At 62.7% G+C, this 14,627-nt stretch carries 11 protein-coding genes and 1 pseudogene; 9 read left to right on the top strand and 3 right to left on the bottom strand.

Annotated features, from left to right (window positions below):
• Nucleotides 1-172: 172 nt before the first annotated feature.
• Both PMI34_RS05160 and PMI34_RS05165 read right to left on the bottom strand, forming a co-directional pair.
• On the bottom strand, nucleotides 173-1,474 hold the full coding sequence (locus tag PMI34_RS05160; protein ID WP_008052895.1) for an ATP-binding protein: 1,302 nt from the start codon (nucleotides 1,472-1,474) through the stop codon (nucleotides 173-175).
• Between the two features lie 4 nt (nucleotides 1,475-1,478).
• Entirely contained in the window at nucleotides 1,479-2,180 is a 702-nt protein-coding gene (locus PMI34_RS05165; RefSeq protein ID WP_007985461.1) for a response regulator transcription factor, read from the bottom strand.
• A 293-nt stretch (nucleotides 2,181-2,473) separates the two neighbouring features.
• On the opposite strand from PMI34_RS05165, the gene PMI34_RS05170 reads away from it, so the two are divergent.
• The 9 genes and pseudogenes from PMI34_RS05170 to PMI34_RS05205 all read left to right on the top strand — a co-directional run bounded on the left by PMI34_RS05170 (nucleotide 2,474) and on the right by PMI34_RS05205 (nucleotide 13,215).
• Complete coding sequence (locus PMI34_RS05170; RefSeq protein ID WP_032829846.1) at nucleotides 2,474-3,631, top strand: efflux RND transporter periplasmic adaptor subunit; 1,158 nt, start codon at nucleotides 2,474-2,476, stop codon at nucleotides 3,629-3,631.
• A gap of 15 nt (nucleotides 3,632-3,646) precedes the next feature.
• Complete coding sequence (locus tag PMI34_RS05175) at nucleotides 3,647-6,745, top strand: efflux RND transporter permease subunit (protein WP_008052891.1); 3,099 nt, start codon at nucleotides 3,647-3,649, stop codon at nucleotides 6,743-6,745.
• A 179-nt stretch (nucleotides 6,746-6,924) separates the two neighbouring features.
• Complete coding sequence (locus tag PMI34_RS05180; RefSeq protein WP_008052890.1) at nucleotides 6,925-7,566, top strand: DUF1345 domain-containing protein; 642 nt, start codon at nucleotides 6,925-6,927, stop codon at nucleotides 7,564-7,566.
• 50 nt (nucleotides 7,567-7,616) lie between these two features.
• A pseudogene (locus PMI34_RS29400) lies at nucleotides 7,617-7,727 on the top strand (LysE family translocator); the annotation flags it as partial.
• A 140-nt stretch (nucleotides 7,728-7,867) separates the two neighbouring features.
• Nucleotides 7,868-8,893 (top strand): LacI family DNA-binding transcriptional regulator, encoded by a 1,026-nt coding sequence (locus tag PMI34_RS05185; protein ID WP_008052889.1) that lies wholly within the window; start codon nucleotides 7,868-7,870, stop codon nucleotides 8,891-8,893.
• A 161-nt stretch (nucleotides 8,894-9,054) separates the two neighbouring features.
• Nucleotides 9,055-9,837: a sugar phosphate isomerase/epimerase family protein gene (locus PMI34_RS05190; protein ID WP_008052888.1), complete on the top strand. Its 783-nt coding sequence runs from the start codon at nucleotides 9,055-9,057 to the stop codon at nucleotides 9,835-9,837.
• On the top strand, nucleotides 9,830-10,870 hold the full coding sequence (locus PMI34_RS05195) for a sugar kinase (RefSeq protein ID WP_008052887.1): 1,041 nt from the start codon (nucleotides 9,830-9,832) through the stop codon (nucleotides 10,868-10,870). The genes PMI34_RS05190 and PMI34_RS05195 overlap by 8 nt, the downstream gene beginning before the upstream one ends.
• A gap of 47 nt (nucleotides 10,871-10,917) precedes the next feature.
• A complete protein-coding gene (locus PMI34_RS05200) occupies nucleotides 10,918-12,216 on the top strand; it encodes an MFS transporter (RefSeq protein WP_008052886.1) in 1,299 nt (432 codons plus the stop codon).
• Nucleotides 12,217-12,237: 21 nt separating this feature from the next.
• Entirely contained in the window at nucleotides 12,238-13,215 is a 978-nt protein-coding gene (locus PMI34_RS05205) for a 2-hydroxyacid dehydrogenase (RefSeq protein WP_008052885.1), read from the top strand.
• Nucleotides 13,216-13,309: 94 nt separating this feature from the next.
• Here PMI34_RS05205 and PMI34_RS05210 read toward each other — a convergent pair whose 3' ends face one another.
• Nucleotides 13,310-14,452: a glycerate kinase gene (locus PMI34_RS05210; protein WP_008052884.1), complete on the bottom strand. Its 1,143-nt coding sequence runs from the start codon at nucleotides 14,450-14,452 to the stop codon at nucleotides 13,310-13,312.
• Nucleotides 14,453-14,627 lie beyond the last annotated feature (175 nt).

Raw genomic sequence — 14,627 nt, 5'->3', positions numbered from 1 at the left:
TGCCGAGCCTGCGAGGCTGCGTTCGAGGACGCAGTCCTCGCAGCCGGTTGACCTGGCTCTACGACTGCTTCGCAGCCGAACGCCGCCTCGCAGGCTCGACAGCTGCTACAGATTTGAGTTGCCAGGCACGGGGTCATCGAAGCGCTGAAGTACGTGAGAGATAACCGCAGATTCAAACCAACGCCGGCAACCACAACCGAAACCGCGCCCCGCCCAGCGGCGAGGCTTCCACCGTCAGCGTACCGCCCTGGGCTTCCAACGCCCGGCGGCTGATCGCCAGTCCCAGCCCGAAGCCACCCGTGGCGCGGTCTCGACTGCGGTCGAGACGGTAGAAGGGTTCGAAGATCCGCTCGCGCTCGTCATCCGGAATGCCGATGCCGTCATCGTCGACCCAGATTTCACAGCCACTGGCATAGACCTGCACACCGATCTGGATACGCTTCTCGCAGTAGCGCATGGCGTTGCGCAGCAGGTTCTGCAAGGCGCGGGCGGTCAGGCGCGGGTCCAGGCTGAAGCGTTCGAACTGGCCATGCAGCAGCACGTCGATGACGATTTCCGGGGATTCCTGTTCTTCGTCGACGCTGCCGAGAATGCTGTCGATGAACTCATCCAGCGACACCTCGACCTGCTCCGGCAGCCGCGCCGGGTTTTGCAGGCGGCTGTAGGACAGCAGCTCCAGCACCAATTCATCGAGTTCCCGAATGTGCGCCACCAGGCTCTGCAGGCGCTCGCGGCTGGCCGCCGGCAAGTCGTCGGACAGGGCCAGCGCCAGGCCGAAATCCAGGCGCGTCAGCGGCGTGCGCAATTCGTGGGACACCGCATTGAGCAAGTCCCGCTGCTGGTTGAGCAGGTTCTCGATGTCACCGGCCATGGTGTCGAAAACATTGGCCAGGCTGCCGATGTTGGAGCTCGGGGAGATTTGCGTGCGCTCGCCCAGGTGGCCCTTGCCAAAGCGTTCGGCGGCCCCCTTGAGACGCTCCAGGTCACGCCAGTGCGGACGCAGCCACAGCAACAGGCAGGCGAGCATGGTCGCACCGATCAGAACGTTGATGCTCCAGTACAACAGGTTGACGTCCAGCGGATCCGGTGGCACGACCATTTGCACCACGGTGCGCTCATTCAGCGGCGCGACGGCCAGCGTGCGCCAACCCCAGTCGCCCACGCGCACCACATTCTCACCGCGTTGCAAGCGCTTCTGTTCATCCGGCGTCAGGCTGCTGTCGTCATGGCTGCTGAGCACGATGTGCAGAGGAGAGAAGTCCTTGTCCATTTCAGCGGCCAGGGTCGGCCACTGTTCGGCCGGGACCCCGTGGAACTGTTTGACGATCAGCGTTTGCAGCCCACGGGAATAATCCAGGTTGTAGGTGACGAAGCGCTCGTGGAACACCTTGACCACCAGATCCGGCACCAGGTAAATCGCGGCGCTGAACGAGACGATGGTCACCAGGTACAAACGAAAGAGGATTCTGAACATCGACTCAGCATTCCCACTCGGAACGACTGAACAGGTAACCCTTGCCCCACACGGTCTTGATCTTGCGCGCCTCGCCGGCGTGGTCGTCGAACTTGCGTCGCAGCTTGGAAATCGCCACGTCCACCGAGCGGTCGGTGCCGTTGAATTCGATGCCGCGCAGGCGTTGCAGGATCTGGTCGCGGCTCAACACTTCGCCGGCATGCCGGGCCAGCACCACCAGCAGGTTGTACTCGCCGCTGGACAGCTCCACCAATTGCTCGCGCCAGGTCACGGTGCGCTCGGACAAGTCGATGCACAGGTTGCCCATCAGAATGCGGTCGTTGGCGGTCTGTGGCTCGCTGAGGCTGCTGCGGCGCAGCAAGGTCCGCACCCGGGCCAGCAGCACCCGCGGCTCGCAGGGTTTGGTGACGTAGTCGTCGGCCCCCATTTCCAGGCCCAGGACCTGGTCATGGCTGTCGTCGCGGGCGGTGAGCATCAGGATCGGCAAGGTCGCCGAATCGGCGCGCAGCAGGCGACAGACCTGCAAACCGTCAAGGCCGGGCAGCATCAGGTCGAGGATCACCAGGTCCGGCGGATTGAGCCGCGCACGTTCGCGCACATGGTCGCCGCGACCGATCACGCTGACGGAATAACCGTTGCGTTCCAGGTAGCTGGCAATCAGTTCGGCGAGAGCGGTGTCGTCTTCGACCAGGAGGATGTTGGGCATGGGGTGTTTCCAGAAAGAGCTGTGGCGCCTGATCCGGCCTCTTCGCGGGCAAGCCCGCTCCCACAGGGATTTGAGGTGAACACAAATAATATGAACACCACCAACCACTGTGGGAGCGGGCTTGCCCGCGAAAGCGATCTCTCAGGCGCAATAAAATTCAAGGACTGAAGGATATACGCCCTCACTCGTCTCTGAGTAAAACCCTTACACAATTTCACACAGCACCAACAAAGCTTCACCGCTATCCTCGCCTGCGCCCAGTAGGATGCTGGGAGTTTTTATTGGGGTATTACATGTCGAAGAATCTGCTTGCCAGGCTCAGTCTGATTGCACTGGCGTTGACACTGGCTGCGTGCGACAAGGCCTCGAACGCCGAGGAACAGGCGCCGCTGGCCACGGTTCGCATCGAAACCATCGAAGCGCGGCCACTGACCATCAGCAGCGAATTGAGCGGGCGGATTGCCGCACCGCGCATGGCCGAAGTCCGTGCCCGCGTGGCGGGCGTGGTCTTGCAGCGCACCTTCCGTGAAGGCAGCGACGTGAAACAGGGCGATGTGTTGTTCCGCATCGACCCGGCGCCGTTCAAGGCAGACCTGGACAGCGCCGAAGCGGCATTGCGCAAGGCCGAAGCCAACGCGTTCCAGGCCAGATTGCAGGAACAGCGCTACGCCCGCTTGATCGACGACAAGGCCATCAGCGGCCAGGACTACGACAACGCCCGGGCCAACGCACGGCAGACCGCCGCCGACGTCGCCGGCAACAAGGCCGCGGTGGAGCGCGCCCGGTTGAACCTCGGTTACGCCACCGTTACCGCGCCGATTTCCGGGCGTATCGGTCGCGCACTGGTCACCGAAGGCGCGCTGGTGGGGCAGAACGAAACCACGGCGCTGGCGCTGATTCAGCAACTGAACCCGATTCATGCCGACCTGACCCAGTCCACCCGCGAGCTCAACGAACTGCGCCGTGCCTTCCGTTCCGGTCAGCTGCAGCAGGTCGGCCAGGACCAGGCCAAGGCCACGCTGATCCAGGATGACGGCAGCCTCTACCCGCTGCCGGGCAAGATGCTGTTCAGCGACATCACCGTCGATCCGGGCACCGGCCAGATCATCCTGCGCAGTGAGTTCCCCAACCCCGACCTCGACTTGCTGCCCGGCAGTTTCGTACGCGTACGCCTGGAACAAGCGGTCAACCAGCAGGGTATCAGCGTGCCGCAACGGGCCATCCAGCGCGACAGCGCCGGCATCGCCCAGGTGCTGCTGCTCGACGCCGAACAGCGGGTCGGGCAGCAACCGGTCGAACTGGGCGCCGTGCAGAACGATCGCTGGATCGTCACCGGCGGCCTGAAGGCAGGCGACCGCATCGTCATCGAGGGCCTGCAGCACGCCCGGCCCGGCGAGAAAGTGCAGATCGACGACACCCCTCTTCCCCTTGCCCAGGCGACTGGCCAGTAAGCAGGACGCTTTTTTATGCCGCAGTTCTTTATCGACCGCCCGGTGTTCGCCTGGGTGGTGGCCCTGTTCATCCTGCTGGCCGGTGCGTTGGCCATTCCGCAACTGCCGGTGGCGCAATACCCGGATGTTGCGCCGCCACAAATCGAAATCTACGCCGTGTACCCGGGCGCTTCGGCGCAGACCGTGGACGAGAGCGTGGTCAGCCTTATCGAGGAAGAGCTCAACGGCGCCGATCACCTGTTGTATTTCGAATCCCAGAGCAGCCTGGGCAGCGCCACCATCAAGGCCACTTTCCAGCCGGGCACCAACCCGGAACTGGCCCAGGTGGATGTGCAGAACCGCCTGAAAGCCGTGGAGTCACGGCTGCCGCAAGCGGTCATCCAGCAAGGTTTGCAGGTGGAGAAAGTCTCCTCCGGCTTCCTGCTGCTGATCACCCTGACGTCCAGCGACGGCAAGCTCGATGACGTGGCGCTCAGCGATTACCTGGCGCGCAACGTGATGAACGAGGTCAAGCGTCTGGACGGCGTCGGCAAGGCGCAGCTGTACGGCGCCGAACGGGCGATGCGGATCTGGATCGACCCGCAGAAACTGCTCGCCTTCAACCTGACCCCGGCGGACGTCAACACCGCCATCGTCGCGCAAAACGCCCAGGTGTCGGCGGGCAGCATCGGCGATCTGCCGACCCGCACCACCCAGGAAATCACCGCGACCATTCTGGTCAAGGGCCAGCTCTCGACCCCCGAAGAGTTTGCCGACATTGTCCTCAAGGCCAATCCGGATGGCTCGACCGTGCGCATCCGCGATGTGGCGCGGGTCGAGATCGGCAGCCAGGAATACCAGTTTTCCACGCGCCTGAACGGCAAGCCGTCCACCGCCGTCGCCGTGCAATTGTCGCCCGGCGCCAACGCCCTGAACACCGCGACCCTGGTGCGGGCAAAGATGGACGAACTCAAGCGCTATTTCCCGGAGAACGTCGAGTACTCGATCCCCTACGACACCTCGCCTTTCGTCAAGGTCTCGATCACCAAGGTGGTCTACACCCTCTTTGAGGCGATGCTGCTGGTGTTCGCGGTGATGTTCCTGTTCCTGCAGAACATCCGCTACACGCTGATTCCGACCCTGGTGGTGCCGGTGGCATTGATGGGCACCTTTGCGACGATGCTGGCGCTGGGGTTTTCGATCAACGTGCTGACGATGTTCGGCATGGTGCTGGCCATCGGCATTCTGGTGGACGACGCCATCGTGGTGGTGGAAAACGTCGAGCGGATCATGGCCACCGAGGGCCTGTCGCCCAAGGAAGCCACGCGCAAGGCCATGGGGCAGATCACCGGGGCCATCATCGGCATCACCCTGGTGCTGGTCGCGGTGTTCATTCCGATGGCGTTCATGCAGGGCTCGGTCGGGGTGATTTACCAGCAGTTCTCGCTGTCGATGGCCACCTCGATCCTGTTTTCGGCCTTCCTCGCCCTGACCTTGACCCCGGCCCTGTGCGCGACGTTGCTCAAGCCGATTGCCAAAGGCGAGCACCATGAAAAGACCGGGTTCTTCGGCTGGTTCAACCGCCGCTTCGAACAACTGACCGAGCGCTATCAGGGTTGGGTAGCCTACGCGTTGAAACGCACAGGGCGCTACCTGCTGATCTACGGCGTGTTGCTGATCGGTCTGGGCTTGGCCTTCAGTCGCCTGCCCTCCTCGTTCCTGCCGGTGGAAGACCAGGGCTACACCATCACCGACATCCAGTTGCCGCCGGGTGCAAGCAAGAACCGCACCGTGCAGGTGGCTGAGCAGGTTGAAGCGCACAACGCAACCGAGCCGGGTATTCGGGACAGTGTAGTGATCCTGGGTTTCAGCTTCTCCGGCAGTGGCCAGAACGCAGCGCTCGCCTTCAGCACACTCAAAGACTGGTCCGAGCGCAGCAGCGACGACTCGGCGGCTTCGATTGCCGACCGGGCCAACGTCGCCCTCAGCCAGATCAAGGATGCGGTGACCTTTGCCGTGCTGCCGCCACCCGTGGATGGCCTGGGTACGTCCAGCGGATTCGAGTTCCGCCTGCAGGATCGCGGTGGTCTCGGTCATGAGAGGTTGATGGAGGCCCGCACCGGGCTACTCGCGGCGGCGGAAAAAAGCCCGATCCTGATGAACGTGCGCGAAAGCGCCCTGGCCGAAGCGCCGCAGGTGCAACTGGTGGTCGACCGCAAGCAGGCCAACGCACTGGGGGTGTCCTTTGCCGACGTCGGCAACGTGCTGTCCACGGCCGTGGGTTCGGCCTACATCAACGACTTCCCCAACCAGGGGCGGATGCAACGCGTGGTGGTGCAGGCAGAGGGCGATCAGCGCAGCCAGGTGGAAGACCTGCTGAAGATCCACGTGCGCAACACCCACGGAAAAATGGTGCCCTTGTCGGCCTTCGTGCAGGCCAAATGGACCCAGGGCCCGGCGCAGTTGACCCGCTACAACGGCTACCCGGCGATCAGCATTTCCGGCGAACCGACCCCGGGCCACAGCACCGGCGAGGCCATGGCCGAGATCGAGCGCCTGGTGGCGCAAGGCCCGGCGGGCCTGGGCCAGGAATGGACCGGGTTGTCGTTGCAGGAGCGGTTGTCCGGCAGCCAGGCACCGATCCTGCTGGGGTTGTCGCTGTTGATCGTGTTCCTGTGCCTGGCGGCGTTGTACGAGAGCTGGTCGATCCCGACCTCGGTGCTGCTGGTGGTGCCGCTGGGTGTGCTCGGCGCGGTGCTGGCCGTGACCTTGCGCGCAATGCCCAACGATGTGTTCTTCAAGGTCGGGCTGATCACCATCATCGGCCTGTCGGCGAAGAACGCGATCCTGATCATCGAGTTCGCCAAGAGCCTGTACGACGAAGGCCACGACCTGATCGACGCCACCCTGCAAGCGGCACGCCTTCGGTTGCGGCCGATTGTCATGACCTCCCTGGCGTTCATCCTGGGCGTGGTGCCGCTGGCGATCGCGACCGGCGCCAGTTCGGCGAGCCAGCAGGCCATCGGCACCGGGGTGATCGGCGGAATGATCACGGCGACCCTGGCCGTGGTGTTCGTGCCGGTGTTTTTTGTGGTGGTGATGAAGCTGGTGCGCAAACGCCATAAAAGCACCTGACAAAACACCGGTCCCTGTGGGAGCGGGCTTGCTCGCGAAGGCGGCGTGTCAGTCAACAGGGATGTTGAATGTGATGGCCTCTTCGCGAGCAAACCCGCTCCCGCAGGGATCTCAGTGATTTCAAGATTGTGCCCACCTGGGCTAAGGTGTTTGCATAGCCCCAACCCCATCGAGCCTCCATGATCTTCCTCGCACGCACCCACCCTCGCCTGTCCGCCGCCATCCTGCTCGGCATCGCGGTGGGCATTCTGGTTCCGGCCGAATCGCCGATCAGCAAAATCCTCTTCGGCTGGAATGCCGGCGTCTGGATCTACCTGCTGCTGATGCTCTGGCTCACTGTGCGTTCGAAAGCGCCTGACGTGAAACGCATCGCCGAAATCGAAGACGAAAACGCCGGGCTGGTGCTGGCGCTGGTGTGCATTGCGGCACTGGCCAGCCTGGCGACCATCACCTTCGAACTGGCCGGCAGCAAGGATCTGGAAACCACGCGCAAGCTTTTACATTACGGCTTCACCGCCCTGACCGTGATCGGTTCATGGCTGCTGATCGGGGTCATCTTCAGCCTGCATTATGCCCGCCTGTATTACATCTGGGACGGCAAGGAGCCGGCGCTGCGTTTTGCCGAAGGGCTGACGACGCCCAACTACTGGGACTTCCTGTACTTCTCGTTCACCATCGGCGTGGCGGTGCAAACCTCGGATGTCGGCGTGGCCACCCGGGACATGCGCAAGATCGTGCTGGCGCAGTCGTTGATCGGCTTTCTGTTCAATACCGCGATTCTCGGGTTCTCGATCAACATCGCCGCCGGCCTGTTCGGCTGATGACTGCACAAACGTTCTAGGCATCACCCTCGGTGCAGCACGCCGGGCAGCTCGGTGCCGGTTCAAGCCGCTGGTTGCGCTCACCCCGTGCCATGCAACGCTTCAATCGCTGCATGGGCCTGCTGTTGCTGGGTTCTGCGTGGTTAAGCGTGTTGGCCTGAGCGCCACTTGTCGCTCATTGTTCGACAATCAGCCATCCGGAGCTTGACGGCGAAATGGCTTTTGGTGTTTCCTGAAACCGGTTTCAGTGTTATCCCACGATGCACGCGACCGCATAAATCCAATAAGAAGGTTTCAGACCGTGAATGACTTCTCCGCCGCCCAGCGCAGCCGCGTGACCATGCTCGACGTGGCCGAACACGCCAAGGTCTCCAAGGCCAGCGTTTCGCGGTTCATTGGTGATGATCGTGCCCTGCTCTCCGATGCCATTGCCCAACGCATCGAACAGGCAATCGCCGAACTCGGCTATCGCCCGAACCAGATGGCCCGAGGCCTGAAACGCGGACGCACTCGCCTGATCGGCATGCTGGTGGCAGATATCCGTAACCCTTATTCAATTGCCGTGATGCACGGGGTGGAAACCGCCTGCCGTCAACACGGCTATAGCCTGGTGGTGTGCAACACCGACCGCGACGATGAGCAAGAGCGCCAGCACCTGGCCCTGCTGCGCTCGTACAACATCGAAGGCTTGATCGTGAACACCCTCGGTCATCACCGGGACGAGTTGCACGAACTGCACCGGGAAATGCCCTTGGTGCTGATGGATCGCAAGGTGCAGCACCTTGAAAGCGATATGGTCGGGCTGAACAACCCACAGGCCATCGACATGGGCCTCAACCACCTTGAAGAACGCGGTTACCGCGATGTGTTGCTGGTGACCGAGCCGCTTGATGGCACCAGTTCGCGGATCGAGCGGGTCGCCAGCTTCAAGGCGCAAATCGAGCAACGCCCGGCACTTCGCGGCACGCACATCGAAACCGGCAGCGAACTGACCGCACAATTGAAAGCCTTCCTCGACACGCCTGCTCCCGGCCCGAAAGCGCTGTTTTGCGCGAACGGAATTGCCGCGCTAGCCAGCACCCATGCGTTGCGTGAACTCAAGTGCAACCTGTTCGATGACGTGGGCTTGATCGCCCTCGATGACCTGGATTGGTACCCGTTGGTGGGCAGCGGCATTACCGCCCTCGCGCAGCCGACCACCGAGATGGGCGCCAGTGCGTTTGAGTGTCTGCTCAAGCGGCTGCGCGGGGATGACGGGGCGGTGCGGACGCTGGATTTTTCGCCGCGTTTGGTTGTGCGGGGGTCGACACTTGGAGCTTTCAGGTAACTGGAGTGGCCCCATCGCGAGCAAGCCCGCTCCCACATTTGTTTGCGAACACAGTCCATTGTGGGAGCGGGCTTGCCCGCGATGGGGCCCTGAAGAACAGCACACACTCACAGCCATTTTTTTTGAACAAAAATGAAACCGGTTTCAGAGGTACAAAAACAATGAACAAACCAGCCGTTTCCATCAGCCTCTCCAGCTATGGCGCCGACCTCGTGCGTCAACGCGGCCAGGGCAGCTTCATCGAGATTCTCGCCGCCGCCGGTGCCACGCGCATTGAGTGGCGCGAAGAACTGCTGACCATGGAGGACCCCGCTCAACTGGCCGATGCCACTCAAGCAGAGGGCCTGGAGAGCGTGTATTCGTCGCCCATGGAGCTCTGGCTGGCCGGGCAATCCAGACCCAATCCTGAACTGATCACGGCCCTGCAACGCGCCCGGGCGTTCGGCGCCAAATGGCTGAAGGTGTCATTGGGCTATTTCACCGACAACAGCGATCTGCCAGCCCTCGCCCGAGTGCTGGGCGAAAGCGCCGTGCAGTTGCTGGTGGAAAACGACCAGACCCTGCACGGCGGTCGCATTGAACCCTTCCAGCGTTTTTTCGCGGACGTCGAGCAGCACCGGTTGCCGATCAAAATGACCTTCGATATCGGCAATTGGCACTGGCAGGACCAGTCCGCCGCCAGCGCCGCGCGGTTGCTCGGTCGTCACGTCGGTTATGTGCACTGCAAGGCGGTTGCGCGCCGAGCCGACGGCAAACTGGTCGCTATCCCGCCCGCCATCAGTGACCTTCAACAGTGGGAGCACCTGCTGCGGCACATGGCCCAAGGCGTAATGCGGGCCGCGGAATATCCGCTGCAAGGTGAAGACCTGGTGCAACTGACCACTGAACACGTTGCCGTCCTCGCCCACCTCGGCCAGTCGCAGCTGGAGAGTGTTCATGTCTGAGATCGATATTCTGTCCTTCGGCGAGACCATGGCAATGTTCGTCGCCGAACAGGCGGGTGATCTGGCCAGCATCGGCGCTTTCCACAAACGCATCGCCGGGGCTGACAGCAACGTCGCCATTGGCCTTTCCCGACTGGGCTTCAACGTGGCATGGCTGAGCCGTGTCGGTGCCGATTCGTTGGGCCGGTTCGTGGTCGACACCCTGGAAAAAGAAGGCCTGGATTGCCGCCACGTCGACATCGACACCGCCCACCCGACCGGTTTTCAACTCAAGTCCCGCACCGATGACGGTAGCGATCCCGCCGTCGAATACTTCCGTCGTGGTTCGGCGGCCAGTCACCTGTCACCGCACTCGATCGTGCCCCAATTGCTCAAGGCCCGACACCTGCACGCCACCGGCATTCCCCCGGCGCTGTCGGAGTCGGCGCGGCAGATGTCGTTCGAATTGATGACCCGCATGCGCGAGGCCGGGCGCAGTGTGTCCTTTGACCCGAACCTGCGCCCGAGCCTGTGGGCCAGCGAACGACAAATGATCACCGAGATCAACCGCCTCGCCGCCCTCGCCCATTGGGTGCTGCCGGGGTTGAGCGAAGGTCGCTTGCTGAGCGGTTTCGAAGACCCGGCCGACATCGCCGCCTTCTACCTCGACCAGGGCGTCGAAGCCGTGGCGATCAAGCTTGGGCCCCACGGGGCTTTCTACCGCACACAGCTTGATCAAGGTTTCGTGGCTGGCGTGCCGGTGGCCACGGTGGTCGATACGGTGGGCGCCGGCGATGGTTTTGCCGTCGGCATGATCAGCGCGCTGCTGGAAAACCACAGCGTTGTCGAGGCCGTCAAACGTGCCAACTGGATTGGCAGCCGTGCGGTGCAGAGCCGGGGGGATATGGAGGGGTTGCCTACACGATCCGAAATGGATGTCGAATTTGCGGCCGTCTTCGCGAGCAAGCCCGCTCCCACAGGTTTTGCGTCTGGACTCGATCCTGTGGGAGCGGGCTTGCCCGCGATGAGGCCAGCACAGTCACTGAAGATCTAAACACCGTTACCTGCTGCGACAAAAACAACAAGCTCAGGAGCACCACCATGAAAACCGCAACGCTCGCCACCCGCCGCTGGTGGTACATCATGCCCATCGTGTTCATCACCTACAGCCTGGCGTATCTGGATCGCGCCAACTATGGGTTCGCCGCCGCGTCCGGCATGGCGGCAGACCTGATGATCACACCAGGCCTGTCGTCGATGCTCGGCGCACTGTTCTTCCTCGGCTATTTTTTCTTCCAGGTACCCGGTGCGATCTACGCGCAGAAACACAGTGTGAAGAAGCTGATTTTCGTCAGCCTGATCCTCTGGGGCAGCCTGGCGACGTTGACCGGGATTGTCTCCAATGCCTACTGGCTGATCGTTATCCGCTTCATGCTCGGCGTGGTCGAAGCGGCAGTGATGCCGGCGATGCTGATCTACCTGTGCCACTGGTTCACCCGCGCCGAACGCTCGCGGGCCAACACCTTCCTGATCCTCGGCAACCCGGTGACCATGTTGTGGATGTCGGTGGTCTCGGGCTATCTGGTGCAGCACTACAGCTGGCGCTGGATGTTCATCATCGAAGGTTTACCAGCGGTGCTGTGGGCATTCATCTGGTGGCGCCTGGCCGATGATCGTCCGTCACAAGCCAAGTGGCTCAACGATCAGGAAAAACAGGACCTGGAAAACGCACTGGCCGCCGAACAGGTCGGCATCAAGGCCGTGAAGAACTACGCCGAAGCGTTCCGCTCACCCAAAGTGATCATCCTGGCCCTGCAGTTTTTCTGCTGGAGCATCGGCGTGTACGGCTTCGTGTTGTGGCTGCCGTCGATCCTCAAGGCCGGTGCGCAGATGGACATGGTCCAGGCCGGCTGGCTGTCGGCGATGCCGTACCTGGCAGCGGTGATCGGCATGCTGCTGGTGTCCTGGGGGTCGGACAAACTGCAAAAACGTAAGCGTTTCGTCTGGCCGCCGCTGCTGATCGCCTCGATTGCCTTCTATGGTTCCTACGCTCTGGGTGCCGAACACTTCTGGTGGTCCTACACCCTGCTGGTGGTTGCCGGCGCCTGCATGTACGCGCCCTATGGACCGTTCTTCGCGATCATTCCGGAGATCCTCCCGGCCAACGTCGCCGGCGGCGCCATGGCGCTGATCAACAGCATGGGCGCCCTCGGTTCCTTTGGCGGCTCCTACCTGGTCGGGTACCTGAACAGCTCCACCGGCTCGCCCGGCGCCTCGTACCTGTTGATGAGCGGCGCGCTGATGTTCTCGGTGGTACTGACGATTTTCCTCAAGCCCGGCGCCAGCGATCGGGAGCGGCCCACGGCCACGGTAACGCGCACCGCCACGGCACATTCCTGAATTGAACTTGAGATCTCAACGATGAAAAAGCAGGTCGTCCTGTACAAGAAACTCTCGCCGCTGCTGATGGCTCGCCTGCACGAGCAGACCGAAGTGACGCTGATCGAAAACCTTGGTGCCGAGGGCCTGGCCAAACTGCGCGATGCCCTGCCCCACGCCCATGGCTTGCTGGGTGCCAGCCTGAAACTGGATGCCGAACTGCTCGATCTGGCACCCGACCTTCAAGCCATTGCCAGCGTCTCGGTGGGTGTCGATAACTACGACATCGACTACCTGACCGAGCGGCGCATCCTGCTCAGCAACACGCCGGATGTATTGACAGAAACCACCGCCGACACTGGTTTCGCGCTGATTCTGACAACGGCCCGGCGCGTTGTGGAATTGGCAAACATGATTCGCGAAGGCAAGTGGACCCGCAACATTGGCCCCGCTCATTTCGGCAGCGATGTGCACGGCAAAACCCTGGGCATCATTGGCATGGGCCGCATTGGCGAAGCCCTCGCCCAGCGCGGGCATTTCGGGTTTGGCATGCCGGTGATTTATCACAGCCAGTCACCGAAACCTGCGGTGGAACAGCGTTTCAATGCGCACTATCGAAGCCTGCCGGAGCTGTTGCAGCAGGCTGATTTCGTTTGCCTGACGTTACCGCTGACCGCGCAAACCGAAGGGCTGATCGGCGCAGAACAGTTCGCCCTGATGCGTCCCGAGACCATCTTCATCAATATTTCACGGGGCAAGGTAGTGGACGAAACCGCGCTGATCCAAGCCTTGCGCGCAAACCGGATTCGCGCGGCGGGGCTGGATGTATTCGAACGCGAACCGTTGGATCAGGACTCGCCGTTGTTGCAGTTGAACAACGTGGTGGCGACACCGCACATCGGCTCGGCCACCCATGAAACACGGGAGGCCATGGCCAGATGCGCGGTGGACAACCTGTTGGCGGCGCTGGCGGGTGAACGGCCGGCCAATTTGGTGAACGCTCAAGCATGGCAGGCTTGAGGTGTTTGGCGTTTGCCTCGTAGCTATCGCGAGCAAGCTTGCTCCCACAGGGTTTCGTAAATGCTGTCGAACCAACGTGGGGGCTCGCTAGCCCTCAGCCACAGCGGACAGCCATCCGCCAGACGCGAGCGATATCGGTCGCCCGCTCACGCAGCAAGCGCGGTGCCTCGGCACAGGCCTGCTCCAGGGTCATCGGCCCGCTCGCCAGGGCAAACGCAGCGTCGATGCCATGCTCGTACAGTGCCTGATAGCCCTCGCCCAACGTACCGGCAATGACGATGACCGGCACCCCGTGTTCCCGGGCGACCCGCGCCACACCAAAGGGCGTCTTGCCGCGCAGGGTTTGCGCATCGAAACGCCCTTCACCGGTGATCACCAGGTCGGCGCCTGCAACGGCGTCGGCCAGGCCCACGAGTTCGGCTACCACTTCAACACCGGCCTTGAATTGCGCACCGAGGAACGCTTTGGCGGCAAACCCCAGGCCGCCCGCCGCGCCACTGCCCGGCTCGTCGCGCACGTCGTGGTTCAAGGCTTGCGCGCAATGGTCGGCAAAGTGCCCCAGGGCGCGGTCCAGTTGCTCGACCTGCGCGGGCGAGGCGCCTTTTTGCGGGCCGAAGATCGCCGAGGCGCCGTGGGGGCCGCACAGCGGGTTGTTGACATCGGCGGCGATGTCGAAGCGTATCCGGGCCAGACGCGGATCGATGTCGCTCAGGTCGACGCGGGCCAACTGCGCCAGGGCGAGACCGCCGGGTGACAGCGTTTGCCCCTGGGCGTCGAGCAATTTCACGCCCAGGGCCTGCATGGCACCGGCACCGCCGTCATTGGTCGCACTGCCGCCAATCGCCAAGATCACCCGTTGTGCACCGGCCTCCAGCGCGGCGCGGATCAATTGCCCGGTGCCGAAGGTGCTGCTGATGCACGCATCCCGCTGCGCCGTCGGCACCAATTGCAAACCGCTGGCCTCGGCCATTTCGATGATCGCGGTGTGGCTCTGGGGCAACCAGCCCCAGGCGGCTTCCACCGTGGCCCCCAGCGGCCCGCGAACCAGGGTGCGGCGCTGCTGGCCTTCGCACGCGGCCAGGATCGACTCGACAGTCCCTTCCCCGCCGTCGGCCATCGGGCATTTGATCAGTTGCGCATCGGGCCAGACCTGCGCCAATCCCAATGCAATGGCATCGGCCACGCCTTGAGCGCTGAGGCTGTCCTTGAACGAGTCGGGGGCGATCACGATTTTCATGGGAATTCTCCAGTTCCAATGCCCACATGCTGCCAGCCGCCATGAACAATAACGCCGGGCCGCTGCACAAGCGGTGTTGAGGATTATTGTTCATTTCCACAAAACCTTCTCCCTGCGACCTTCGCGTGTAGCAGCTGCCGAGCCTGCGAGGCTGCGTTCGGCGGCGAAGCCGTCG

The sequence above is a fragment of the Pseudomonas sp. GM74 genome, assembly GCF_000282455.1.
Lineage (GTDB): Bacteria > Pseudomonadota > Gammaproteobacteria > Pseudomonadales > Pseudomonadaceae > Aquipseudomonas.
This window is presented reverse-complemented; position numbering and strand designations above follow the sequence as displayed.

Coding starts and splice junctions, on each gene's coding strand:
- PMI34_RS05205 (WP_008052885.1), top strand. CDS start 12,238: ATGAAAAAGCAGGTCGTCCTGTACAAGAAACTCTCGCCGCTGCTGATG.
- PMI34_RS05160 (WP_008052895.1), bottom strand. CDS start 1,474: ATGTTCAGAATCCTCTTTCGTTTGTACCTGGTGACCATCGTCTCGTTC.
- PMI34_RS05180 (WP_008052890.1), top strand. CDS start 6,925: ATGATCTTCCTCGCACGCACCCACCCTCGCCTGTCCGCCGCCATCCTG.
- PMI34_RS05190 (WP_008052888.1), top strand. CDS start 9,055: ATGAACAAACCAGCCGTTTCCATCAGCCTCTCCAGCTATGGCGCCGAC.
- PMI34_RS05195 (WP_008052887.1), top strand. CDS start 9,830: ATGTCTGAGATCGATATTCTGTCCTTCGGCGAGACCATGGCAATGTTC.
- PMI34_RS05170 (WP_032829846.1), top strand. CDS start 2,474: ATGTCGAAGAATCTGCTTGCCAGGCTCAGTCTGATTGCACTGGCGTTG.
- PMI34_RS05175 (WP_008052891.1), top strand. CDS start 3,647: ATGCCGCAGTTCTTTATCGACCGCCCGGTGTTCGCCTGGGTGGTGGCC.
- PMI34_RS05165 (WP_007985461.1), bottom strand. CDS start 2,180: ATGCCCAACATCCTCCTGGTCGAAGACGACACCGCTCTCGCCGAACTG.
- PMI34_RS05210 (WP_008052884.1), bottom strand. CDS start 14,452: ATGAAAATCGTGATCGCCCCCGACTCGTTCAAGGACAGCCTCAGCGCT.
- PMI34_RS05200 (WP_008052886.1), top strand. CDS start 10,918: ATGAAAACCGCAACGCTCGCCACCCGCCGCTGGTGGTACATCATGCCC.